The following is a 21,651-nucleotide window of genomic DNA, read 5'->3' as shown; positions in this document are numbered from 1 at the left end:
AGCTATGAGCCGGCAGCTGGCGGATAAAGTGAATCAGGGCATTTTACCGCGTCAATTCATGGACGGCATGACAAAGAATCAAGAGGCATTTGCTTCGTGGCATGAAAAATTCCGGTGGAACGACGCCGGTCTGGAGGAGTTTTACGAGTCTCTCAACAATCGAGATGATCTGCGTTGTATGATCATCGCGGCGGATTGGTGCGGAGACGTTGTGCGCAACGTTCCGGTCGTTTTTCAGGCGATGGAGAAAGCGGGCATTCCGACGGAAGTGTTCATCATGGAAGAGCATCTCGATTTCATCGATCAATTTCTGACGATGGGCGGACGCTCGATTCCGGTTGTGCTGATTACCGACACCGGCGGTCACCTGCTGGCTCAATGGGGTCCCCGGCCGAAACACGTACAAGAAGTGATGATTGAATTCAAACAGCGAAACACGGACCGCGAAGCTGCGGATTATCAAGACAATCTGGCGGCTGCCCGCAAAGAAATGATGGCCCGCTACGGTGAGGATACCGGATATCAAACGGTTATTTTAAAAGAATTGCGCGATCTTCTTTCGCGGGTGTGAGGCCTTAATATCATGCTGACTTTTCAAAGATTTTCACTCGGTGCGCTCCAGACGAACGCCTACGTCGTCATTAACTCCGATCGCACGCACGCCATCATTATTGACCCGGGAACTGCAGATCCGGCGTTAATGCGCAAATTGGAAGGGTTAAAGGTAGAGGCCATCTGGCTGACTCATGCGCACTTCGACCATATCGGCGGTGTGGATGAGCTTCGCAAGCGATATGGCTGCCCGGTATACCTTCATGCCTTGGAGAAGGATTGGCTGACGGATGCCGGCAAGAACGGTTCCACCCGCTGGGCAGAAGTGACTCCGCCGATTACGACAAGCTTGCCCGATCATTATTTTGAGGACGGACAATCGTTGGAGTTTTTAGGCGAAACGTTTAAAGTGATGCACACCCCAGGGCATTCTCCGGGCAGCGTCAGCTTGTTGTGCGGGGATTTACTATTTTCGGGGGACGTACTCTTCCAACGATCGATCGGCCGGACCGATTTGCCGGGCGGCAACCAGGATCAGCTGTTCAAGTCGATTCGCGAGAAGCTCTATGTTTTGCCGGATTCCGTCATCGTTCTGCCCGGCCATGGCCCGGAAACGACGATCGGCGAAGAAAAAAAGGGCAACCCTTTTGTAAGATAATTGAGAGTAACTGAAAAGGCGCAGGTGATGGAGAAAACTCCTCGCTTGCGTTTTTTGTATTTATCTTTGCTGAAAGCTGAAAGTGAATTGCCCTACTCCTCGCATAAGTCTCTATATATTTCTGTTCCACCTTGTTCCTTGTTCATTGGCAAATAGACCGCTGGCAGCGGCTTAATTCGTCCCCTGACGACTTTTTTGCACCCTTTAAACCGCTGGCAGCGGCTTAATTCGTCCCCTGACGAACGGACATTAGTTTTGGGCGTAAAAGTAAAGTTGAATAAGCGAAACCTGCAGTAAAATGTCAAAAAAGGACTTTACACGCAGACAAGTATTTGCTATAGTTGGCGTTAACAAGCAATATAGGCTTCATGTTCACTGCGAAGAACGCAGGCGAAGGAGATAACTCCTCGCTTGCGTTTTTTTTTATTTTCCGGAAAAGAGGGTGATGAGGTGAATCGGCGCAGGCAGATCACAATCAGCATATCGGCCGCGGTTATTTCAGGATTGCTAGTATATGGCGTGTATTTACTGCAATTGCGGCAAATCAAGCTTCAGCAAACAATCGATGTTGTCGCACCGAAGCAGTTTATCGAGACCGGCACCATTCTAAGCAAGGATCACCTGAAGGTGATTCAGCTTCCCGGCCGGGCGGTAACACCGGACATGGTCAGGAATCTAACGGAAACCGTAGGTATGGAAACATCGGTCCCGCTCGGCGGCAATGAACCGCTGCTTAAGTGGAAAGTGGATAAATACAGACTCCTTCCCCGTACCGGGGAGTCCACGTTTCAAATTCCGCGTGAGTATGTGAAGTCCATTTCGAATGGGATCCGGGCGGGGGATGAGATTGCGGTTTATCTGTCGGATGAGGCGGTTCCTTCCAAGCGTCTGTTCGCCGACCCCATTCGGGTGGCCGGGGTGAAGACGGCGGCTAACCTCGAGATCGACAACCCGAAGAATCCGAATTTGCTTTCGCTGGCCAACAATGACAAGGAAGGAATGTATGCATCCCGCCGCGATGCTAACGGAACGATTGATTCGATTAATTTAAATCTGACGGAAGAGCAATGGCTGTTAATGGATTCCGCTTGCAAAGGAGGAACCGCGAAACTCGTTATCGCTTATCAAACATCCGCAATACAGAAGGAGGGGGAATAATGTCCGGAAGACTTGCCGCCTTTGCCGGTTCAACGCCGAATATCGGAACATCATTGACGGCGTTCGGAACGGCTTATCGCATTGCGGCTTTGACCGGCCGCCGGGTCGGCTATTTATGCCTTAATCTCAAGAGCGCTAAGACGCACCTGTATTTGGGAGTCGACAAACCGGATATTACGCTGGACGGGCTAAGGCCCGAACTGCGGGCAGGCACACTGACAGCTGACAAATTGCGTCAGTACGCGTTTCGTTCGCCCAAACTTGGCGGTCTGAACGTTCTGTTCGGCAATATGGCCAGAGAGCAAGCGGAATATTACGAAGCCGAAGACATGCTTAAGCTGCTTGCGGCGTCGCGTGAGGCATTTGATCTCACCATCGCGGATGTCAGCGCTTATTGGGATAATGCGGCTACTGTCTGCGCGATGCGCGAAGCGGACGACAAATTTTTAGTCACAACGGACAACCTGAGCCATTTTCAAGAGGACGTACATCGTTGGACCGGTCAGGTTGGGTCTATGTTCGGTATAATGCCGGAGCAATTTCAATTGGTGCTGCTGCAGGGCACTCATCGACTGACGGGGGGATTTCGTGTGAAAGAAATTCGCAAGGAAACCGGATGTTCCGAGTTTACAGAGCTGCGGTTGATGGAGAGCGTGCATCTGCAGTTGGACAGCGGCAGATTGGATGAATGGCTTGCTGCGGAGGAGCGCAATGCGGCTGCATTCGATGCGATCGCCTCACCGCTGCTTACGAAGCTGAATTGGGCAGAAAGGCTGCAAAAGACGGAACGTCCTTGGATGAGAAGACTTATGGTTCACCGCCGGAGGGAAAAATGACAGCGGACGGCGCCTCCAAACGGTTTTCAACTTCCGCCTATGCGGCGGATCTTCAAGCGTCGATAGCTGAACCGCCTCAATCGGCCCGCCATCTATCCGGCGGATTATCCTCATTGCAAGCGTATACGGAGGAAGTCCGACAAATGCTTGCCACGCCTCGCGGATGGAGCGACGAGCAGCGGCGGCAATATGCCGAGAAGCTGAATCGGGCCGTCATCGGATTTCCGCAGGAGCGGGCCGAGATGCTGGCGATCATAGCCGACTGGTTAATTAAAAAAAGGCTCCAGCATATGCCTTTCGGCAATCTTCCCTATGGCAGTCTGGCGGAAGCGCTGTTTGCGGAAGTCATCGGCATGAACGTGCTTGAACTTGTGCTGCGCAACCGTGAGGGGTTGGAGGAAGTGCAGGTCGTCGGTACGGGGATCTTTGAAGTGCGCGACGGCAGGGCGGCCGCATCGCCTTACCGATTCCAGGATATAAGCCACGTCGAGCGGATTCAGCAAAATTTGGTGTTATTCAATAATGATCGGATCAACCCGCGAAAAAGATGGGCGGAAGTGCTTTTATCGGACGGTTCAAGAGTGACGATGACGGGATTCGGTTTTACCGCGCAGCCGACGTTGACGATCCGGTTCTATACGGTCAAGCGATTCAATCTTGAGACGCTTTGGCGCCCGGAGTACCGGACGATCGATGAGGATATGCTCAAGCTGCTTCTAGTTATTGTTCGAAGTCGTTTCAATATGGTGGTCATTGGTGCAACGAATACCGGAAAGACGCACCTCATTAAAGCATTGATCGCGGCAATGCCGGACGAGGAAAGAATCGTAACGATCGAGGGCCGGTTCGAACTGATGCTGGCACGGGACTTTCCGGGCAAGAATGTGATCGAATACGAATCGGATGAAGACGACCCCCTTCATGGGCCAAGGCAGGCTTTTAAGCTTGCGCTTCGTCAATCGCCGCAGCGTATTTGCCATGCGGAGATCCGCGATGAAGACGCGAATATATACGTGAGAGCCTGCACCAGAGGCCATGAGGGCAGCATCACGTCCGTTCATGCCAACACTCTTGAAGATGTGCCGGATACCATTACCGACATGTGCATGCTGGATGGCCGCGGCATGAATGCCGGCCGGATGACCCGGCGCATTGTCGAGCATGTGACCCAGATCGGTTTTGAAATGCGGATGATCGGCGGTTTCCGCAAGCTGGTGCGGATCGGGGAATACGAATGGCTGAATGGGGAGATCAAGGTTCGTGATGTCGTACGCTATGAAGATTCTCTCGGCCGTTGGATATTTGCCGAGCCGCTCTCAAGCCGTGCATCGCAAAGGATATTCCGGCACGACCCGGAGGGAGGCCAGACGCTGCAGGCTTTGGGAGCCATTAACCCATGCTGAAGCTCGCCGTCGTATCTCTCATCACACTCCTCTTCCTGCTTCTGTATGTGAGCCTGCGTTTTGCATTATCCGCCTGGTCGGATAACCGTTCCCGCAAACGGCGGCTGAATGCGTACAGAGAATCGGCATGGAATCAAGCCGTATCATTGCAAATGAGCCGCCTGGGCAGGCCGTACGAGCATGTAGCCGATTTGCTCTTGACGTTGGGCTGGCGCATGACGCCAAACGGCTTTGCGTTAATATCCCTTTGCCTGGGATTGCTGGGAAGTTCCGCGGGAGTGATGGTGTTTCAGTCTTTACGATCGGTTTTTCTGCTGCTTGTTATTTTAGGCAGTCTGCCCTATCTGCTGCTCAGAATGTCGCTGGTGAACCGCCAGATGGCGACAAGGCTGGAATTTCTGCCGGCCGTGGAGCTGTTCTATCAATGTTATCTTGTCACCGGCTGCAGACACGTGCGCACCGCTTTGCAAAAGACGGTCGAGGAGCGGAGGCTTCCCGGGGAAGTGCAGGCGGCTTTCGATCAGCTGTACCGCAGCCTCTCCGTCAATGGAGACGATGAAGGAAGCTTGCGCCGGTTTAGTCTAGCTTTCGGGCATGTGTGGGCCGATTATTTCGGCAGCATTCTGAAGGTGGCGCTCGAAGAAGGCAATAATGTAGCGGATAATCTGAAGGAAATCATAGCCGATATGCGTAAAGCCCAGATGGCTAATCATGTCGAGCGCCATAGGCTGCTGGAAATCCGTCTGGCCAACTTTACTCCCGTGTTATTTTTGTCGTTGTTTATGGGCATCAACTTCAGACTGAATCCGGAAGGCAGCTACATGTATTACATATTGGATTCTGCAGGTCGCAGCATGTTGCTTAACGCGGTGGTTTTGCTGTTCGGTTCGTTGATCATGGGTCTCTATTTATCCCGCAAAAAAATGTAACACAAAGAAGGTGCGATGCCTTGACAGATTACAGCCGCAGCTTGATGTTCGGGGTTAGCTGGTTCATTCAATTTATGATCTTGTTTATCTCATTTTCTGTCGTCGTCAGGCTGTTGTTCATGCCCCGTAACCGATGGCGGATTAACTTCAGAGGCTGGCGCCGCAGGCAGACCCCGTCCTGGTTTCTCAAACTGTGGCGCACAGATAAGGAAAGCATCACTCTTCAAGAGCGCAGGGTGCTGCTTGCAGGCTGCGGAATTCGTCTTCTTCCAGAGGATTATTTGGCTTATCGGCGCTTTGTGCTGGCGCTGCTGCCGGGAGCCGCAGCGGTCATTTATTTATTACGGTTAAACGGATCTATACCGGTTTTGACCTGTTGGAACTTGTTATTTTTTTTTGCTGGCTGTTACAGCTGTCGCTGCGTATGATCGGGTATGGCTGCAATCCTTTCGGCGCTACCGTACGGACCGGATCCGGGGTGAAATCGTGGCGGTGAGCAGCCAGCTGCTCTATTACACGGGCTCCAGGCTGCACCTTCATGGAAAGCTGATGAAATGCCTCTATTTGACTCGTCACATCCGAGGTGAAATGGGGCTGCTTCTCAATGAGTGGTACCATGATGCGGACCATGCGCTGAAACGGTTCAAGGACCGGCTGGGCACAGATGAAGCGTACGGCTTCGCCGAGAGCTTGCGGTCACTGCGCCTTAATGAGAGTGAAGATATTTATGATCTGCTGCGGGAATCGGTGAGAGATTATAAAGCCAAAATCGTCCTCGCGAAAGACAGCCGCAAAGAGACGACTTCTTATCTGCTGTTCGTGCTGGCGGGAATTCCGATTCTCTATACCTTTCAAATCTTTCTTTACCCTTGGGTACAGGAAGCGGCGAAGCTGTTTGATGCTCTTAATCCATAGGAAGGAGGTGTTTTCATGCGCAATATTTTGATTACCGTCATGATGCTGATCGTCGTGGCATTGATGTTCAACACGATCGTGGCCCAGGACAATACGGGCACTCGCGCACGGATTGAAGCGCACGGCACGACGGCCAACACTACACTCGGCAGCATGCAGCCTTAGGGGAGGAATTTGCTTGCGGCAAATATTGATGACCGTTTTACTGATCATGACCGTTGTGCTCCTGTATACACAGATTGCGGGGGGTAACGGCGGGACGAAGGAGCAAATTACCGCGTCCGGAAACCGTATGGCTGAGCAAATTTCCCGGATCAGCCCGTGAAACAGCTGTTAGTGTTTGTCTTGTTTGCGGCTATGTTCTGCTGGCTTATGTTTTCTCCTATTTACAAGCATGTACTGGTTATACGTCAAGCGCTGCTCCAGCAGGAGACGGACTATTTGCTGGAGATCGGGGCTAGCGGCAAATACGGATATATCGACGGGGCGATGGTGGCGGAATCTCGGAATCGGTTAGGCCAATATGGCTTCAACGCCGCTTCACTCAACTATGAGATTGCGACCACCACCGGCGCAGAAGGGGACAATGCGCAAGCGCCTGTTACGAGAGGTGTCGGAATTCGGTTGTCGATTACGTACCCTTACGAAAACTTGCTCAACATCGACCGTTTGATCGGTATACAACCGCCTTCGGCGAATGCGCGTATTTCCGGCAGGGGAATGAAAATGAGCGAATATGTCCCTTAAGGAGAATTGGTGCGGGAATGGCCAAATTGGTGCTCAGTGTGCTCATGATTGTCATTTGGTGGATGCTGCATGCGCTGCAGATGGATGAAGAGTTAGCCATGGGTACGGTACATGAAGCGAAACGAGCCGTCGATCGGGCTGCGCATGCAGCCGCACAGCAGATAGATAGAGAGAAGCTTGAGATGGGGGTGCTGTCAGTTCATCCGGAAATGGCGGAAAATGCCGCAGCCCAGTACCTTCGAGGCAATCTGGCGCTGGACGCTGGGCTGAAGCCGGTTTCAGGCAGCTTCCTGCGTGATCCGGTTGAAGTCCGGGTGTTCGAAATTCTGAATGAGAACCTGGAGTACCCGTATACATATCGAAACTCGCAATATCAGTATGAAATTACACTCGACCGGCCTGGTGTCGTCCTCATCGTCCATGTGAAGTATCCGCGGCTGTTCGGCGTTCTCGCTCCGGTGGAATGGAACTTGAAAGGATCTGCAGAATTGGTTTATTAGGTGAACAACAGTTGACGGCGAACCGTCACTTTGCTGTAATGGTATCAAATGCGAATCAGCAAAGGGGTGCCTGCGACAATGGAAGTCATTCCTCCGCCGGAAGAGTGGTTGATTCGCCGCGACAGGACACAGCAACTGATGAGAGAGGCAGGACTGGACGGCTGTCTTATCTCGCAAAACATAGGAATCTATTATTTGACCGGTTCGATGCAGACCGGTTATTTGTTTGTTCCCGCGCAAGGGGATCCGACTTATTATGTACGAAGAAGCTTAACGCGTGCTCTGAAGGAGTCCAAGGTGCATACCGTAGAGCTCGGGTCGTTCAGACAATTCGGCGAGCAGCTGGCCGAAGATTATCCGGATGTGTTCGGTCAGGGCTCGGCCGACACACACCCTCGCATCGGTGCCGATCTGGATGTGATGCCTGCACAATTGTACCTCCGGCTGACCGGGGCCGTCCCGCATGCGGAATGGTCGGACGCTTCCATGCTGCTTCGGCGGGTGCGGAGCGTCAAGTCTGAATATGAAGTCTCGTGTATTTCCAAAGCGGCCGAAGCGGCGGCAGCAGCGCTGCAAGAAGGTCTCTCGGTTCTTAGAGAAGGAATGACGGAGCTGGAATTGATGTCCGTGATCGAGACTGTGATGCGCCGGCGAGGCCATGTGGGATTGATGAGGATGAGAGGCTACAATCAAGAGTTGGTGACAGGGATGGTCGCGGCCGGAGAAGCTGCCGCCGAACCTACTTATTTCGACGGCCCTGCAGGAGGCCGAGGCCTGACACCTGCCGCGCCGCAAAGCGTGAGCAACCGTCCGATCCGCCGCGATGAGCCTATTCTGATCGATATCGGCTGCTGTATTGACGGGTATGTAATCGATCAAACCCGCACTGCCGTCATAGGAGAATTACGGCCGGAACTTAAAAAAGCATATGAGACAGCCGATAAAATATTAAGACGCAGCGAAGAACTGCTTCAACCGGGCAGCAAACCCGAAGACATTTATACAGAAGCGTTACAAATAGCCGCGGGAGCAGGACTATCCGAGCATTTCATGGGCTTTGGGCCAGATCAAGTGAAATTTCTCGGACACGGCATAGGCCTCGAGATTGACGAATGGCCGGTGCTCGCCAAGGGCTTCAAGGAACCGCTGGAGCCGGGGATGGTCATCGCAGTCGAGCCTAAATTCACTTTTCCCGAGTGGGGCGTTGTAGGTGTCGAGAACACATATCTCATCACTGACACCGGCTGCCGCCCGTTAACTCTCTCGCCCGAGAAGATTTTTGAGCTGTAATAGTAAAGAACGCAACTATTTGCATAATGCGAAACTTTTCTAGTAGGATAGAAGTAGTATCACATACGCATCATGAAAGGGAGAATCGGGATGCTGAAGCTAGGGGAAAGAATCGTCATCGTTGACGACCGGTTCGAGCAGAATTTGCCTTTGGGCGAATACGGTTTTGTGATCGCATACGATCGTAATAACGATAGTGCGTTTGACTATATAATCCGTGTACCGAAAGCCAACCGGCAATTTTATGTGCCGGCTTCCGACGTGGAATTGGAAGAGACGCTGCTGGAGATGGAAGCGGACCGAGTCGAGAGGGAAGCGCTGATCGACTTCGCGCTCGCTACCCGCAACGAGGAACTGTTCAAGCGCATCATGAACGGAAATCAAGAGCCGGTCATGGAAGAAGTGAACAAGGAAGTACAAACCCGCGAGGATTTTATCCGGCAAGTGAATTTAAAGGCCTGGATTTAACAAGCCTATAAGTATAGCATGAAGCAAATAGCGGGCCCTTGGCCCGCTATTTGCTTTCATACCTATAAGTTTTTCAACATAACGGGCGACCGGCCCGGGACCTTTGTCGTTACTATCGAACCCGTACCCCGGACGCAGCTGGGACGGGTGCCGCTCTTCCGAACAGATAGCCTTGGAATAGCGGTACACCTGCCTTACGTAAATAAGTCCACTCTTCCTCGCGTTGCACACCCTCGGCAAGAACGACGCCATTGAACCGCGAGACCCGCTCAAGCAGATCGTCGATATACCGCTGCCTATTCGCATCGCTGTCACAATTGTCGACCCATTGCCGGTCCATTTTGACATAATCAGGCTGCAGTAAGGATACCGCATCCAATGTCGCATAGCCGCTGCCTACATCGTCCATCGCGAGGCGTACACCTTGTTCACGGTATACTTCGAATATTTTTTTTGAAGGCCGGATCGTCCAGTTTCTCCGTTTCATTGACTTCGAACACATAATCGCCGGGATCCGTCTCCGTATCGCTGATCATGGCAAAAGTGCTTTTCAGGCACTCCTCACTGTGAAGGGAAGAGGGCAGGAAGTTGATGAACCGTTTGGTGCCGTTCTGCAAATGGGAGGATGCCATTCGAATCGCCGAATGTCTCGCGGCCCGATCGAGAAAGGAATGCTGCCCGATGGTGCGCGCAGTCTCGAACAATTCGGCAGGGCGGAAAGGTAACAGCTCAGGCAGCGGCCGCATCAGAAACTCATATCCTACGATCGCGCTGTTCGGCTGTACAATAGGCTGCAAATGAGTGGTGTACAGCCCGTGTAAAATATAATCCGCAACGCTGCGTCCTCCCAGGCTGCCGAAAAGGTTACCGACAGGGAACCAAGCCTGCTCCAAAGCTTCCATATACTCGGGATCGACGCGCTGCTCGTTGTTATAAATAATGCGGCAGTGAACATTGCGCGCTTCGCGTTCGGAAAGCCGCTTTTGAAGCTTGCTGATCAGACGCAATAATTTCTCCTGGTCGCTGTAATAGAGCCCCAAAGGAACATCCTCCGATAGAGAAGCATCGTTGATGCCTTTACGCACCAGGGTGCGCGCAGTGTCCGAATCTACTTTGAATTCGATAAAGCCGGAATCTCGCAAAGGAACGGATGGCTTGTTTATATGATAATGGGACATAACATCCCCTCCTAAACTATAGTATTTTCTATTATTACCCAGAAATCCGGCATGTGAATCCTATTGATTGAGTTCCCAGGGCGTGTCCGATATAATGAAAAGAATGACTGGATAAGCGGATGTAAGGAGGCCCCTGACAAGCATGACCATCAACTTGAAGGACGTCGAGCATGTAGCGAACTTGGCGCGCCTGGAACTGACGGAGACGGAGAAAGAACAGTTCGCCGGACAGTTGAACGCTATTCTTAAATATGCCGAGAAATTAAATGAACTTGATACGGACGGGATTGAACCGACCAGCCACGTTATGCCCATGGCGAATGTGATGAGGGAGGATCAGGTAAGGCCGTCGTGGCCGATTGAAAAAGTGCTTCGCAACGCTCCGGATGAGGAAAACGGCCAGTTCAAGGTGCCGGCTGTTCTGGAATAACGATAAGGAGGACCTCTGAACAATGTCGCTTTTCGATATGCGGTTATCAGAAATTCATAACCGTCTTGCAAACAAAGAATTATCCGTCTCCGAGCTTACGGAGGCTTCATTCCGGCGGATTGCCGATACGGATCATAAAGTCGGGGCATTCCTTGCCTTGAACGAAGACGGAGCCCGAAAACAGGCTGCCGAGTTGGATGCGCAGCTGGCTTCCGGAGGGGAACGAGGCTTGTTGTTCGGCTTGCCGGGCGGGCTTAAAGATAATATGGTTACGGAAGGGCTTCGGACGACATGCGGCAGCCGCTTTCTTGAGAATTACGATCCGATTTATGATGCAACGGTCGTGCAGAAACTTCGCAAGGCGCAATCCGTTACGATCGGGAAGAATAATATGGACGAGTTCGCCATGGGCGGATCCAACGAAAACTCGGCCTATCGTCCGGCCCGCAACCCCTGGAATCTTGAACGGGTACCGGGAGGCTCAAGCGGGGGTTCCGCAGCGGCAGTCGCAGCAGGACAAGTCTATTTCTCGCTTGGCTCCGATACCGGCGGCTCGATCCGGCAGCCCGCAGCTTATTGCGGAGTCGTGGGGCTGAAGCCGACCTACGGGCTTGTGTCCCGTTTCGGCCTGGTTGCTTTCGCTTCCTCGCTGGATCAGATCGGCCCGATCACGAAGAATGTGGAGGACACCGCTTATGTCCTGCAAGCGATCGCCGGACACGATGAGCGAGATTCCACTTCCGCTGATGTTAATATTCCCGACTACTTGTCCGCTTTGAACGGAGATGTCAAAGGGCTTAGAATCGGTGTGCCCAAAGAATACTTCGGCGAGGGAATCGACCCTCAAGTGAAGGAAAAGGTGCTGGAAGCTTTAAAAGTGTTTGAGTCCATGGGCGCCGTATGGGAGGAAGTATCCCTGCCTCATACGGACTATGCCGTTGCGGCTTATTATTTGCTCGCGTCTTCGGAAGCGTCCTCCAATCTGGCGCGTTTTGACGGCGTCCGTTATGGAGTGCGGGCCGAGAATCCGGCGAACTTGCTGGATTTATACCGGCGATCCCGCAGCGAAGGCTTCGGTGCGGAAGTGAAACGCAGGATTATGCTCGGCACTTATGCGCTTAGCTCGGGTTATTATGATGCTTATTATAAAAAAGCGCAGCAGGCCAGAACATTAATCAAACGCGACTTCGACCAGGTATTCGAACAATTCGATTTGATCATCGGACCTACCGCGCCTACTACTGCTTTTAAGCTCGGCGAGCAGATTAATGATCCGTTAACGATGTACCTGAATGATATATGTACGATCCCTGTCAGCTTGGCAGGCTTACCGGCCATTAGTGTGCCATGCGGATTGGCTGACGGAATGCCCGTCGGCCTGCAAATCATCGGCAAGCCGTTCGACGAACCGGCGGTGCTGCGGGCCGCACACGCATATGAAAGCCATACCGAGCATCACAACTCGCGTCCGGCGTTGTCTTAGGAGGAGCATAATATGTCTGTCGTTTCCAAATATGAAACGGTCGTCGGGCTGGAAGTGCACGTGGAGCTGCATACGAAATCCAAAATCTTCTGCGGCTGCTCCACATCTTTCGGCGCGCCGCCCAATACGCACACTTGCCCGGTTTGTCTCGGGCATCCGGGAGTGCTGCCTGTATTGAACAGGCAAGCGGTAGAATACGCCATGAAAGCGGCGATGGCTCTCAATTGCGAGATTGCCGAATGGTGTAAATTCGACCGTAAAAACTATTTCTATCCCGATTCACCGAAAGCTTATCAAATTTCGCAATTCGATCAGCCGATCGGCTTGAACGGCTGGATCGACATCGAAGTAAACGGGAAAACCAAACGCATCGGCATCACCCGTCTCCATCTGGAGGAAGATGCGGGTAAGCTCACTCATATCGAAGGCGGCTTCGGTTCGTTGGCCGATTTCAACCGTGTAGGGACACCTCTGATCGAAATCGTATCGGAGCCCGATATCCGTTCTCCGGAAGAAGCCAAGGCTTATTTGGAGAAACTGAGAGCGATCATGCAGTATTGCGACGTGTCCGATGTCAAGATGGAGGAAGGCAGCCTCCGCTGCGACGCGAACATCAGCATTCGCCCTTACGGGCAAGAGCCGTTCGGAACCCGTACCGAGCTGAAGAATATGAACTCCTTCCGGGGCGTGCAGCGCGGCTTGGAATATGAGGAGATACGGCAGGCCGAAGTGCTGGACAGCGGCAGCCGCGTCGTTCAGGAAACCCGGCGCTGGGATGAAGCGCAGGGAAAAACGATCAGCATGAGAAGCAAAGAGGAAGCTCATGACTATCGCTACTTCCCGGATCCGGATCTGGTCCGTCTGCATATCGACGCAGAATGGAAAGCCCGTGTACAGACGTCGATTCCGGAACTTCCGGATGCGCGCAAGGCCCGTTATATGCAGGAGTATGGATTATCCTCCTATGACGCGGATGTGCTTACCGGCTCGATGAAGCTGGCCGATTTCTTCGAGGAAAGCCTGAAGCACACGGCAGACGCCAAAGCCTCCGCCAATTGGATTATGGGCGAGCTTCTCGGTTATTTGAACGCGAACGGCTTGGACCTGGATGACGTGAGGATTACAGGACGAGGCCTCGGCGAAATGATTCAACTGATCGAGAAGGGTACAATTAGCAGTAAAATCGCGAAAACCGTCTTCAAGGGAATGGTTGAAACCGGAAAGTCGCCTCAGCAGATCGTTGAAGAACAAGGCTTAGTGCAGATCAGCGATGAAGGTGCCATACTCTCGATAGTCGATGCAGTTATCGCGGCCAATCCGCAGTCGGTTGAAGATTTCCGCAACGGCAAAGATAAAGCGATCGGTTTCCTGGTCGGCCAGGTCATGAAAGAAACGAAGGGCAAGGCGAATCCGGGTCTGGTGAACAAACTGCTCACCGATAGACTGAACGGTTGAATGGAGTATGGGGAAACGGCAGATCCGCTTTAGGGCGGGTGTGTCGTTTTGTTCATTCTAATAAGAAGGGATCGCTCCGTTAATGGGTATCGTGACGTTAAACATCAAGGACAGGGATACGGCCGAGGAAGTTTGGTCGCTTCAGCACCCGGCTTATCGGGCGGAGGCGGCGTTAATCGGCGTATTGGATTTGCCGCCGCTGCAGGATACGGTTGAATCCCTGCAAGTCTGCGGCGAAACCTTTTTCGGCTATCGCGTTCCGGACGGGGAGCTCGCGGGCGCAGTCTCCTTCGAACAAGAAGGAGAAATGCAGTACACTTTGTGCCGCTTGATGGTGCATCCGGCATATTTTCGCCAAGGAATCGGCAGTCAGCTGGTAAATCACTTGCTGTCCGAGCTGCCATCCGGGGCAATATGCAATGTGACTGCGGAAATCCGCAATGTTCCGGCAATCAAGCTTTATGAGCGCGCCGGGTTTATACGAACCGAAACGTTCCAGCCGGTGTTCGATATCACTATGGTTCGCATGCAATTCAGACCTTAGTCCAGGTCGATACTCCGTCCGAAAACCGTTGTCGGGTCAAAATCACCCATGATACAATGGGTGGAAATCATTTGAAAGAAGGGGATGTATATGCGCGATCCATGGGTAATCGAGAACTCGCATATCGTTCTCCGGCTTTTATTATCCGTATTATTGGGCGCTTTGGTCGGCTATGAAAGGGAACGGAACAATCATGCGGCAGGCTTGCGTACGCATACTTTAGTTTGCCTCGGCTCCTGTCTTATCATGATCCTCTCTATTTACGGTTTCGCCGAATTTGCCCATGAACCGAATGTTCGATTGGATCCGGCCCGTCTTGCGGCTCAGGTGATAACGGGTGTCGGTTTTCTGGGAGCCGGAACGATATTATTTACGGGAAAATCAATTAAAGGCCTCACGACAGCAGCTTCCATTGGGTGGTCATGGCTGTCGGGCTGGCGGTCGGCGCGGGATTCTACATGCCGGCGGTGCTGTCCGGAGTACTTGTGCTGCTCATTCTGTGGGGATTAAATATAGTGGAAAGGCGATACATGCAGCAGCGGCGCGATTGCTATTTCACCGTGACGACCGATTCGAAGACGCCGCCTGTCGAAAGCTTTCAGCAGCTGTTATTGCAGCATGGAGCGAAATTGTTGAAGGTGCGGTTCCTCGATGCGGACGAGGTGGAAGACCAAGGAAAGGTCGGACACCAGCATATTCTGTTGACGGTTTCCCTGCCTCAGAAGGAATATTTGCTGACAATCGCCGATGAATTCAATCGGATTGAAGGTGTCAGGTCCGTAACGGCGGTACAATGAAAAATCGGAGGTTGTCAGGATGAACGAGCAAGATCGAGGAATGAACGGTCAAAGCTATCAATCGCCTCCCGGTCCGGATGCGCATGAACAGCAGCAACACGGTTATCCGGGATACAGCATGCCGCAGGGTCATCCTTATGATCCCGGCCGGTACTCGCGTAAAAAGAGCAAATGGCTGGCTGGTCTGCTCGCTTTCTTAATACCGGGCATCGGGCATTTTTATTTAGGGCAGATGATTAAAGGTCTTGTCTTTATGCTGTTAATCGCTTTGAATATCACCGCGATCGTGTACGTTTCCATCGAAGGTGAGAATGTGCTTTCTATCGTCCTGCTCAGCTTGCTGCTGCCGATCATCTATTTTTATAATTTGTTCGACGCACTGCAAAGCACGGACAACGTGAATGACCGGTTCACCGCGACAGGCGGTTGGACGCCGCAATCCGGCTGGACGGCAGCTCCTCCTGAAGCAGTCCGCAGCGGGACCAAAGGAATTACCGCGGGAAGCATTCTGTTCCTAGGCGCTGCCGCAATCATCGTTCTTATGATGACGGACATCAGTTGGAACCGTTGGCTTTTTAACTCTTCAGGCTCCATCATCGGAGCGGTTCTGCTGATCGCAGCCGGCGCCGGCTTATGGCTCTGGGAAATGCGCGGGCACCATGGCCCAAAACAATAACCGGGGTGCCTTCATGATACGAATCGGCAGATACACGGCAGCGCTCGGTATGATTGCGGCAGGCGAGCTATTGGTATTGGATCATCTTGCGGTTCTCGATTCCATGGCGATTATCGGTGCTTGGTGGCCGGTTCTCCTGTTAATGTTCGGCATCGAGCTTCTGTTCATGCAGCTTATTTATCGGGATCCGGCACAGCGCATGCGTTTTGACTTCGGGGGCTTTATCGCTGCGGCGATTCTGACCGGCTTCGTCGTGATCGCAGTGAACGGCAATCAACTTAAGCTCACTTGGCTGCCGCAATGGTTTGACGGTATCGTTCATCAATACTCCGACGAATCGGGAGTTGCTTTTGACCAAGGTACGATCACCCCAGGCATCGATCATAGAACCCGCAAGATCAGCCTTAAAAACAGCAACGGCCGAATTATTGTGAAGCAAGGCCCGGTGAACGGAGTTGAAATCCATTCAACCGTATATGTGAGCGGTGCGGCTGCAGAAGAGGCGGCGGAGATCGCGAGGCAGTCCGCAGTTGAGGTTCGAGACGGGGATCACGCCCAGATTATTGCAAATGGAAAGCCCTACGGCGCAGCTAAAATGCATAAACCGAGAATCAATCTGACCGTTACCTTGCCCCAGGGCCCGCTGCCCGAGTTGGACATTTCCGTCGATAACGGAGCGGTGGATTTGCAGCAGCTGAGCTCCGAGCAGATCATTGTTGTCGAGGTGAAAAATGGGGACGCGAGGGGCTCCGGTGTGGATGCGAGGCTGGATGTCACTGTATTTAACGGCAAGATCCAGTTTGCCGGGCTTGAACGGGAAACAACGCTGGAAACGATGAATGGCAGTATCCGGGCAGATCAGGTTGCCAGTTCACTGACAGCGGACACGAAAAACGGAAGCATTACGTTGAACGATGTTCATGCGGATCTCAAAGCGCACACGGCTAACGGCCGTATTCATGTAACGAGTGCGGAGGTCGGAGGTTCGTGGGATGTTTCAAGCGTGATCGGCGACGTGGTTCTGACCTGGCCTGATGGAGAAGACGTTACGGTGAATGGGAACTCCTCGTTCGGCGATATTAATACGGATTGGGCGCTGGATGTACGCGATCATGAGGTCAGCGGCACGCTCGGAGACGGCACACACCGTATTCGTGTGAATACGCACGGTGATCTGTCGCTGCAGAAGCGTCAGCCCTGACACGCCGAACCTCCATTGACAAGGTTCGGAGTGGAAACGTAAAATGGTTCTATATACAGGAAAGGCTGTGAAGAGCATGGACTCCAGGGTGGAGCATGCCGTGGGCCAGCTCAAATCCGGCGGTGTCCGGATGACTCCGCAACGGTATGCCATACTTCGTTTTCTCATTGAATCATACGTTCACCCGACGGCAGACGATATATATCAGGCTCTCTCTCCGCAATTTCCGAGCCTTAGCGTAGCTACTGTTTATAACAACCTGAAGGTGTTTGTCGACGCCGGTTTGGTGCGTGAATTAACTTACGGGGATGACTCGAGCCGATTCGATGCGGATCTGTCGGACCACTATCACGCGATATGCACGAGCTGCGGCACGATGGTCGATTTCGATCACGAGCCGGTACGAGAGGTTGAGGAGGCTGCCGCTGCGTCAACGGGATTCAGCGTACACGGTCATCGCATGGAAATTTACGGAATATGTCCGGCATGTAAAGCAATGAAAGCTTAAATTCTTTTTAATGCAATGAGCGCGCTTAGGATCGATATTCCTTGGCGCGTTTTTTATTTGACCGCTCGTTCGCAACTTTTGTGGAGTTCGGCTCGTAGATTAAGGAAAGACGCAGCCAGCGGACATCCAGAATGACTGAAATGGGGAGTTAATTGTGAGTGCGGCTCCAAAAGCCGGACCTCGCCGTCGTCGACGACGGAAAGGGAGTTCCATCGCCTTATTATTATTTTGCATCGCCGGTGCTGCCGCCTTCTGGTGGATCGCGGGCCAGCCCAACTCTTCCTATGTTGTTCCTTCCTACGTATCAAAGCCCCATCCGATCATGGTCAAAGGCCAGTGGACCGAGACGTTCGCATTGGGACAAGCCGAAGGGCTTCGCATTCCGTTGTCCGTCGCTCAGAAGCTGATGGGGGAAGGAGTCAGATACGAGGAAAAGACGGAATCGATCATTCTCACCACAAGCACGAAAGTGCTTCATTTTAAAACCGGGGAATTGGAAGGAAGCTTGAATCGTAAGCCGTTCGCGCTGCGGTTTGCTGCGGAGAAGAAGAACGGAGAGCTGTATTTACCGATTGCGCCGTTGACCGAGTTGTTCGGAGTGAAAGCGGAGACCGCTAAAACAACAAGCATTATTACATTGATGATGCCAGGAGACTCCATTTCGCGTGCCGTTGTGCCGAGCGATAAGAAAAAGGGAATCAAGCTCCGTGAGGGGCCGGACAAGTCATTTGCTATCATCGAAGATTTGGCTTCCGGCGCCGGTGTGCGGGTATGGGGGGAAAGCGAAGGCTGGTATAAAGCTCAATCCTCTTCCGGCCATATCGGATACGTGCCTAAAGAAAGTGTGAATGCAGCGAAAACCGAGAAGGTAACCTCCTCGGCAGGCGAAACTGCCCCATTCGTGGCATGGAAAGGAACCGGCAAGAAGATTAACCTTACTTGGGAGGCCGTGTATGGCGCAAACCCCGATACGCGTAAGATTGGGGATTTGCCTGGTGTGAATGTCGTGAGTCCCACGTGGTTCGAGCTTCTGAACGGTAACGGCGATATTAAAAGCAATGCGGATGCCGGCTACTCGGCGTGGGCGCGTGCGAAAGGAATGCAGGTTTGGGGGTTGTTCAGCAACGGCTTCGAGCCGGACCGCACGCATGCTGCGCTAGGGTCTTACGAGACTCGCCTGAGGATGATTCAGCAATTGCTCGTTTATGCCAAAACATTCAGACTTCAGGGCATCAATATCGATTTTGAAAATGTGTATACGCATGATAAAGAGAACCTTGTGCAATTTGTGCGGGAGATGACGCCGCTGCTGCACCAGCAGAACCTGATCGTCTCCATCGACGTCACCCCGAAGTCGTCCACTGAAATGTGGTCGGTGTTTCTGGATAGACAGAGGCTTGGGCAGATCGTGGACTTCATGATGGTGATGGCCTACGACGAACATTGGGCGGCAAGTCCGGTTGCGGGCTCCGTATCCTCGCTCGGCTGGGCGGAGAAATCGGTACAGCGTATTTTGAGCGAAGATAACGTGCCTGCGGGTAAGCTCCTGCTCGGGATACCTCTATATATGCGTTTGTGGACGGAGGAGCCGGACGGGAACGGCGGTGTGAAAGTGAGCTCCAAAACGCTCAGTATGGAGTCCGCTCATGAGATCATCAAAGAGAAGAAGCTCAAGCCGTCACACTCAGCGGAAAGCGGACAGAATTACGTCGAATACCGCGAGAGTGGAACGCTCAAAAGAATCTGGATCGAGGATGCTTTCTCCATTAAAGCGCGTGCCGCATTGGCTAAAAAGTACGATTTGGCCGGAGTGGCGAGCTGGCGGCGGGGATTCGAATCATCGGATATTTGGGGCGTACTGGACAAAACGCTGCAGAGCAGCGACTAACAAAAAACCTCCGGACAAGTTGACGTTATTGTCACTGTGCGGAGGTTTTTGTCATTTTGCGCTTGGAATCGTGGCGGAGCTGCTGTCCGACGGTTGTTCTTCGGAGTTTTCAGTGGCCAGCGCAGGGTCGTTGGTCAGAATCGTATGACAATACATGCATCGGTCGGTGGTGCCAAGCATTTTGGTGCGTTTGCCGCAGTGCGGACATTCAATGACAGGGGCGCTGGTCGATAGCATTCCCACCCAAAAGTAGATGCCCATGCTGACAAAACAGCTGATCATACCGAGAACCATAAAAATGGCGGCGATAATTTTCCCGGTGTTGCCGAATAGTAAAATACCGCTCGTACCGAACACCATAACGCCCATCCCCGTCAGTACGAGCAGAAGCCCCCAGGTGCGCATGGTGGAGATTTTGCTGGCTTTCCATTTCATGTTTGTTTATTCTCCCATCATTCTGTAAGGCCGATCTGCGGCCTCTCCTTATTCCATCTCTCAGCTAAGGCAGGAAATGGGATGTTTTTGTAGAACTAGACCTTACTCGTAAAATTCATTATAGCCTACAATCGGCGGACAGACCACTCCACAACAGGGGATGCGGCCTGTCGGGTAACGAGCTTTCATGTGATGGGGTGGTCCGTGTGGATAATCGGGAATCGATGGACATCGGCTGGTTGAAGGCGGAGCAGGGGCTCGTCGGGCTGCTTGTGATGTCGAATCCATTTTCTTACCGGCCTTTCAATGACGGTATTGATCTTTTAGCTGTAGTCGTAATGAAGAAAGTTAGCGCGGATAAGCAGACCGAGCATTTGCTTAAGGATGATTCCCGCATACAACTCCACAGGGTGACGCCTGACACACTGGAGCGTTGGATTGTAAGCGGGGAGAATCGGAAAATCGTACAATGGCTGCTCGAAGGCGATATTCTCATTGATGATACGGGCTATCTGGAAAATTTGCGCAGCCGGCTGATCGAGTGGTCACCGCTTTTACGCGAGCAAAGGTTGTTATGCGAATTCTCCCGCTTTGTGGGCACTTATTCGCGGGCCAGACAGGATCTGAAGGATGGGCAGGCTCTCGACGCGTACTCTCACGTAATGGCTTCTCTTCATTATTGGGCGGATATCGCGCTGGTCGAGCAGGGTCTGCACCCTGAACTTACGGTCTGGGAACAAATGCGGCGCGTTAACCCGGGGCTGTACAAGCTGTTTGAAGAACTTACGACCAGCTCGGAAACATTGGAACAGCGGGTTGAACTGGTGCTGCTGGCCTGTGAGTTTTCGCTGTTAACGAAGATGGAGTCGTGCTGTTCACTTCTTATTCGCATCATTGAAAGCCGTGAGCAATTTTGGAGCGTTGCGGAACTGCGGCAGCACCCGGAATTATCGGGGTTATCGTTGGATCTGCCGCTGTTGCTGCAAAAGCTTGTGAAGCGCGGTTGCATCCGGGAGGTAGCAAGGTCCGCCCGCGATCGCGGCGAGGGTCTTATGGAGCTGTGTTATACATCGATGAAACAACTATAGTTTTGGCTAATAATATGTAGAAAATTGGCGTTGACTCAGGCTCTGTTTCTGTGATAAATTATTACTCGCCGCTGAAAACAAGGTTGGACGCGGAGGCAGTAAAGCAACAGGCGGCAACCGATTAGGAATAAATTGGTTGTTGCATCTAGGTAGTCGGTTGTGATATATTATTCAAGTCGCCTCTTGAGCGGCACGGTAATAAAAAGCAGTAACATTGTTCTTTGAAAACTGAACATCGAGCGTAATACGGTTCCTGTCGTCCTTTGGGACGATAGACAACGATTTACTTTTTTAAGTCAGCATTTTGAGCCTTCATGGCTCTCTATTATGGAGAGTTTGATCCTGGCTCAGGACGAACGCTGGCGGCGTGCCTAATACATGCAAGTCGAGCGGAGTTGATGAGAAGCTTGCTTCTCTGATGCTTAGCGGCGGACGGGTGAGTAACACGTAGGCAACCTGCCCACAAGATCGGGATAACATTCGGAAACGAATGCTAAGACCGGATAAACAGT

General features: G+C 52.4%; 26 protein-coding genes, 1 rRNA gene and 1 pseudogene. 25 read left to right on the top strand and 3 right to left on the bottom strand.

Annotated elements, in window-relative coordinates; all coding sequences use genetic code 11:
* Positions 1-4: 4 nt before the first annotated feature.
* The 14 genes from SD71_RS05320 to SD71_RS05265 all read left to right on the top strand — a co-directional run bounded on the left by SD71_RS05320 (position 5) and on the right by SD71_RS05265 (position 9,456).
* A complete protein-coding gene (locus SD71_RS05320) occupies positions 5-571 on the top strand; it encodes a thioredoxin family protein (protein WP_041060649.1) in 567 nt (188 codons plus the stop codon).
* Between the two features lie 9 nt (positions 572-580).
* Positions 581-1,210 (top strand): MBL fold metallo-hydrolase, encoded by a 630-nt coding sequence (locus SD71_RS05315; RefSeq protein ID WP_041060646.1) that lies wholly within the window; start codon positions 581-583, stop codon positions 1,208-1,210.
* Between the two features lie 450 nt (positions 1,211-1,660).
* Positions 1,661-2,368 (top strand): CpaB family protein, encoded by a 708-nt coding sequence (locus SD71_RS05310; protein WP_041060814.1) that lies wholly within the window; start codon positions 1,661-1,663, stop codon positions 2,366-2,368.
* Entirely contained in the window at positions 2,368-3,204 is an 837-nt protein-coding gene (locus SD71_RS05305) for a P-loop NTPase family protein (protein WP_041060643.1), read from the top strand. Before SD71_RS05310 ends, SD71_RS05305 begins: the two co-directional genes overlap by 1 nt.
* Positions 3,201-4,607: an ATPase, T2SS/T4P/T4SS family gene (locus SD71_RS05300; RefSeq protein ID WP_041060640.1), complete on the top strand. Its 1,407-nt coding sequence runs from the start codon at positions 3,201-3,203 to the stop codon at positions 4,605-4,607. The genes SD71_RS05305 and SD71_RS05300 overlap by 4 nt, the downstream gene beginning before the upstream one ends.
* On the top strand, positions 4,601-5,536 hold the full coding sequence (locus tag SD71_RS05295; protein ID WP_041060637.1) for a type II secretion system F family protein: 936 nt from the start codon (positions 4,601-4,603) through the stop codon (positions 5,534-5,536). Before SD71_RS05300 ends, SD71_RS05295 begins: the two co-directional genes overlap by 7 nt.
* 20 nt (positions 5,537-5,556) lie before the next feature.
* Positions 5,557-5,964: a hypothetical protein gene (locus tag SD71_RS05290; protein ID WP_041060634.1), complete on the top strand. Its 408-nt coding sequence runs from the start codon at positions 5,557-5,559 to the stop codon at positions 5,962-5,964.
* A complete protein-coding gene (locus SD71_RS05285; protein WP_041060630.1) occupies positions 5,933-6,451 on the top strand; it encodes a hypothetical protein in 519 nt (172 codons plus the stop codon). Before SD71_RS05290 ends, SD71_RS05285 begins: the two co-directional genes overlap by 32 nt.
* Before the next feature lie 15 nt (positions 6,452-6,466).
* Complete coding sequence (locus SD71_RS24160; RefSeq protein WP_165418307.1) at positions 6,467-6,616, top strand: hypothetical protein; 150 nt, start codon at positions 6,467-6,469, stop codon at positions 6,614-6,616.
* Between the two features lie 13 nt (positions 6,617-6,629).
* Positions 6,630-6,776, top strand: a complete 147-nt coding sequence (locus SD71_RS23860; protein ID WP_161793339.1) for a hypothetical protein — start codon at positions 6,630-6,632, stop codon at positions 6,774-6,776.
* A complete protein-coding gene (locus SD71_RS05280; RefSeq protein ID WP_041060627.1) occupies positions 6,773-7,198 on the top strand; it encodes a hypothetical protein in 426 nt (141 codons plus the stop codon). Before SD71_RS23860 ends, SD71_RS05280 begins: the two co-directional genes overlap by 4 nt.
* A 17-nt stretch (positions 7,199-7,215) precedes the next feature.
* The gene (locus tag SD71_RS05275) at positions 7,216-7,698 is read left to right on the top strand and encodes a hypothetical protein (protein ID WP_041060625.1); all 483 of its coding nucleotides are present in this window, start codon (positions 7,216-7,218) and stop codon (positions 7,696-7,698) included.
* A 78-nt stretch (positions 7,699-7,776) separates the two neighbouring features.
* Positions 7,777-8,988, top strand: coding sequence for a M24 family metallopeptidase (locus SD71_RS05270; RefSeq protein WP_041060622.1), 1,212 nt, complete (start codon positions 7,777-7,779; stop codon positions 8,986-8,988).
* A gap of 90 nt (positions 8,989-9,078) precedes the next feature.
* Entirely contained in the window at positions 9,079-9,456 is a 378-nt protein-coding gene (locus SD71_RS05265; RefSeq protein ID WP_041060619.1) for a hypothetical protein, read from the top strand.
* A 112-nt stretch (positions 9,457-9,568) separates the two neighbouring features.
* Here SD71_RS05265 and SD71_RS25480 read toward each other — a convergent pair whose 3' ends face one another.
* Positions 9,569-9,865: an EAL domain-containing protein gene (locus SD71_RS25480; RefSeq protein WP_052475985.1), complete on the bottom strand. Its 297-nt coding sequence runs from the start codon at positions 9,863-9,865 to the stop codon at positions 9,569-9,571.
* A 19-nt stretch (positions 9,866-9,884) separates the two neighbouring features.
* The gene (locus tag SD71_RS25475) at positions 9,885-10,634 is read right to left on the bottom strand and encodes an EAL domain-containing protein (protein WP_052475984.1); all 750 of its coding nucleotides are present in this window, start codon (positions 10,632-10,634) and stop codon (positions 9,885-9,887) included.
* 142 nt (positions 10,635-10,776) lie between these two features.
* Here SD71_RS25475 and gatC point away from each other — a divergent pair, with 142 nt between their 5' ends.
* The 9 genes and pseudogenes from gatC to SD71_RS05215 all read left to right on the top strand — a co-directional run bounded on the left by gatC (position 10,777) and on the right by SD71_RS05215 (position 19,616).
* A complete protein-coding gene (gene gatC / locus SD71_RS05255) occupies positions 10,777-11,064 on the top strand; it encodes an Asp-tRNA(Asn)/Glu-tRNA(Gln) amidotransferase subunit GatC (protein WP_041060616.1) in 288 nt (95 codons plus the stop codon).
* 22 nt (positions 11,065-11,086) lie between these two features.
* Positions 11,087-12,547: an Asp-tRNA(Asn)/Glu-tRNA(Gln) amidotransferase subunit GatA gene (gatA, locus tag SD71_RS05250; protein ID WP_041060613.1), complete on the top strand. Its 1,461-nt coding sequence runs from the start codon at positions 11,087-11,089 to the stop codon at positions 12,545-12,547.
* Between the two features lie 12 nt (positions 12,548-12,559).
* The gene (gatB, locus tag SD71_RS05245) at positions 12,560-14,002 is read left to right on the top strand and encodes an Asp-tRNA(Asn)/Glu-tRNA(Gln) amidotransferase subunit GatB (RefSeq protein ID WP_041060612.1); all 1,443 of its coding nucleotides are present in this window, start codon (positions 12,560-12,562) and stop codon (positions 14,000-14,002) included.
* Between the two features lie 82 nt (positions 14,003-14,084).
* On the top strand, positions 14,085-14,546 hold the full coding sequence (locus tag SD71_RS05240) for a GNAT family N-acetyltransferase (RefSeq protein WP_041060609.1): 462 nt from the start codon (positions 14,085-14,087) through the stop codon (positions 14,544-14,546).
* Between the two features lie 90 nt (positions 14,547-14,636).
* Positions 14,637-15,343, top strand: a pseudogene (locus SD71_RS05235) (MgtC/SapB family protein).
* A gap of 19 nt (positions 15,344-15,362) precedes the next feature.
* On the top strand, positions 15,363-16,019 hold the full coding sequence (locus SD71_RS05230; RefSeq protein WP_052475983.1) for a DUF6677 family protein: 657 nt from the start codon (positions 15,363-15,365) through the stop codon (positions 16,017-16,019).
* A gap of 13 nt (positions 16,020-16,032) precedes the next feature.
* Positions 16,033-17,220 carry a DUF4097 family beta strand repeat-containing protein gene (locus SD71_RS05225; RefSeq protein WP_161793338.1) on the top strand — a complete coding sequence of 396 codons (1,188 nt, stop codon included), beginning with the start codon at positions 16,033-16,035 and terminating at the stop codon, positions 17,218-17,220.
* Positions 17,221-17,296: 76 nt separating this feature from the next.
* Positions 17,297-17,728 carry a Fur family transcriptional regulator gene (locus SD71_RS05220; protein WP_041060810.1) on the top strand — a complete coding sequence of 144 codons (432 nt, stop codon included), beginning with the start codon at positions 17,297-17,299 and terminating at the stop codon, positions 17,726-17,728.
* A 154-nt stretch (positions 17,729-17,882) separates the two neighbouring features.
* Entirely contained in the window at positions 17,883-19,616 is a 1,734-nt protein-coding gene (locus SD71_RS05215; RefSeq protein ID WP_041060604.1) for a glycosyl hydrolase family 18 protein, read from the top strand.
* Positions 19,617-19,667: 51 nt separating this feature from the next.
* Here SD71_RS05215 and SD71_RS05210 read toward each other — a convergent pair whose 3' ends face one another.
* A complete protein-coding gene (locus tag SD71_RS05210; protein ID WP_041060601.1) occupies positions 19,668-20,051 on the bottom strand; it encodes a DUF2614 family zinc ribbon-containing protein in 384 nt (127 codons plus the stop codon).
* Positions 20,052-20,257: 206 nt separating this feature from the next.
* Between SD71_RS05210 and SD71_RS05205 the strand changes: the two genes are divergently transcribed.
* Positions 20,258-21,139 carry a nucleotidyltransferase-like protein gene (locus SD71_RS05205; protein WP_235427008.1) on the top strand — a complete coding sequence of 294 codons (882 nt, stop codon included), beginning with the start codon at positions 20,258-20,260 and terminating at the stop codon, positions 21,137-21,139.
* Between the two features lie 324 nt (positions 21,140-21,463).
* Positions 21,464-21,651: ribosomal RNA gene (locus SD71_RS05200) — 16S ribosomal RNA — on the top strand; the annotation flags it as partial.

Source organism: Cohnella kolymensis (genome assembly GCF_000829465.1).
Lineage (GTDB): Bacteria > Bacillota > Bacilli > Paenibacillales > Paenibacillaceae > Cohnella > Cohnella kolymensis.
This window is presented reverse-complemented; position numbering and strand designations above follow the sequence as displayed.

Bases quoted from the DNA above. Each gene is read 5' to 3' on its own strand.
- SD71_RS05225 (WP_161793338.1), top strand. From the start codon at position 16,033: ATGATACGAATCGGCAGATACACGGCAGCGCTCGGTATGATTGCGGCA.
- SD71_RS05295 (WP_041060637.1), top strand. From the start codon at position 4,601: ATGCTGAAGCTCGCCGTCGTATCTCTCATCACACTCCTCTTCCTGCTT.
- gatB (WP_041060612.1), top strand. From the start codon at position 12,560: ATGTCTGTCGTTTCCAAATATGAAACGGTCGTCGGGCTGGAAGTGCAC.
- SD71_RS05270 (WP_041060622.1), top strand. From the start codon at position 7,777: ATGGAAGTCATTCCTCCGCCGGAAGAGTGGTTGATTCGCCGCGACAGG.
- SD71_RS05275 (WP_041060625.1), top strand. From the start codon at position 7,216: ATGGCCAAATTGGTGCTCAGTGTGCTCATGATTGTCATTTGGTGGATG.
- SD71_RS05305 (WP_041060643.1), top strand. From the start codon at position 2,368: ATGTCCGGAAGACTTGCCGCCTTTGCCGGTTCAACGCCGAATATCGGA.
- SD71_RS05220 (WP_041060810.1), top strand. From the start codon at position 17,297: ATGGACTCCAGGGTGGAGCATGCCGTGGGCCAGCTCAAATCCGGCGGT.
- SD71_RS05320 (WP_041060649.1), top strand. From the start codon at position 5: ATGAGCCGGCAGCTGGCGGATAAAGTGAATCAGGGCATTTTACCGCGT.
- SD71_RS24160 (WP_165418307.1), top strand. From the start codon at position 6,467: ATGCGCAATATTTTGATTACCGTCATGATGCTGATCGTCGTGGCATTG.
- SD71_RS05210 (WP_041060601.1), bottom strand. From the start codon at position 20,051: ATGAAATGGAAAGCCAGCAAAATCTCCACCATGCGCACCTGGGGGCTT.
- SD71_RS25480 (WP_052475985.1), bottom strand. From the start codon at position 9,865: ATGGACGATGTAGGCAGCGGCTATGCGACATTGGATGCGGTATCCTTA.
- SD71_RS05240 (WP_041060609.1), top strand. From the start codon at position 14,085: ATGGGTATCGTGACGTTAAACATCAAGGACAGGGATACGGCCGAGGAA.
- SD71_RS05230 (WP_052475983.1), top strand. From the start codon at position 15,363: ATGAACGAGCAAGATCGAGGAATGAACGGTCAAAGCTATCAATCGCCT.
- SD71_RS25475 (WP_052475984.1), bottom strand. From the start codon at position 10,634: ATGTCCCATTATCATATAAACAAGCCATCCGTTCCTTTGCGAGATTCC.
- gatA (WP_041060613.1), top strand. From the start codon at position 11,087: ATGTCGCTTTTCGATATGCGGTTATCAGAAATTCATAACCGTCTTGCA.
- gatC (WP_041060616.1), top strand. From the start codon at position 10,777: ATGACCATCAACTTGAAGGACGTCGAGCATGTAGCGAACTTGGCGCGC.
- SD71_RS05300 (WP_041060640.1), top strand. From the start codon at position 3,201: ATGACAGCGGACGGCGCCTCCAAACGGTTTTCAACTTCCGCCTATGCG.
- SD71_RS05265 (WP_041060619.1), top strand. From the start codon at position 9,079: ATGCTGAAGCTAGGGGAAAGAATCGTCATCGTTGACGACCGGTTCGAG.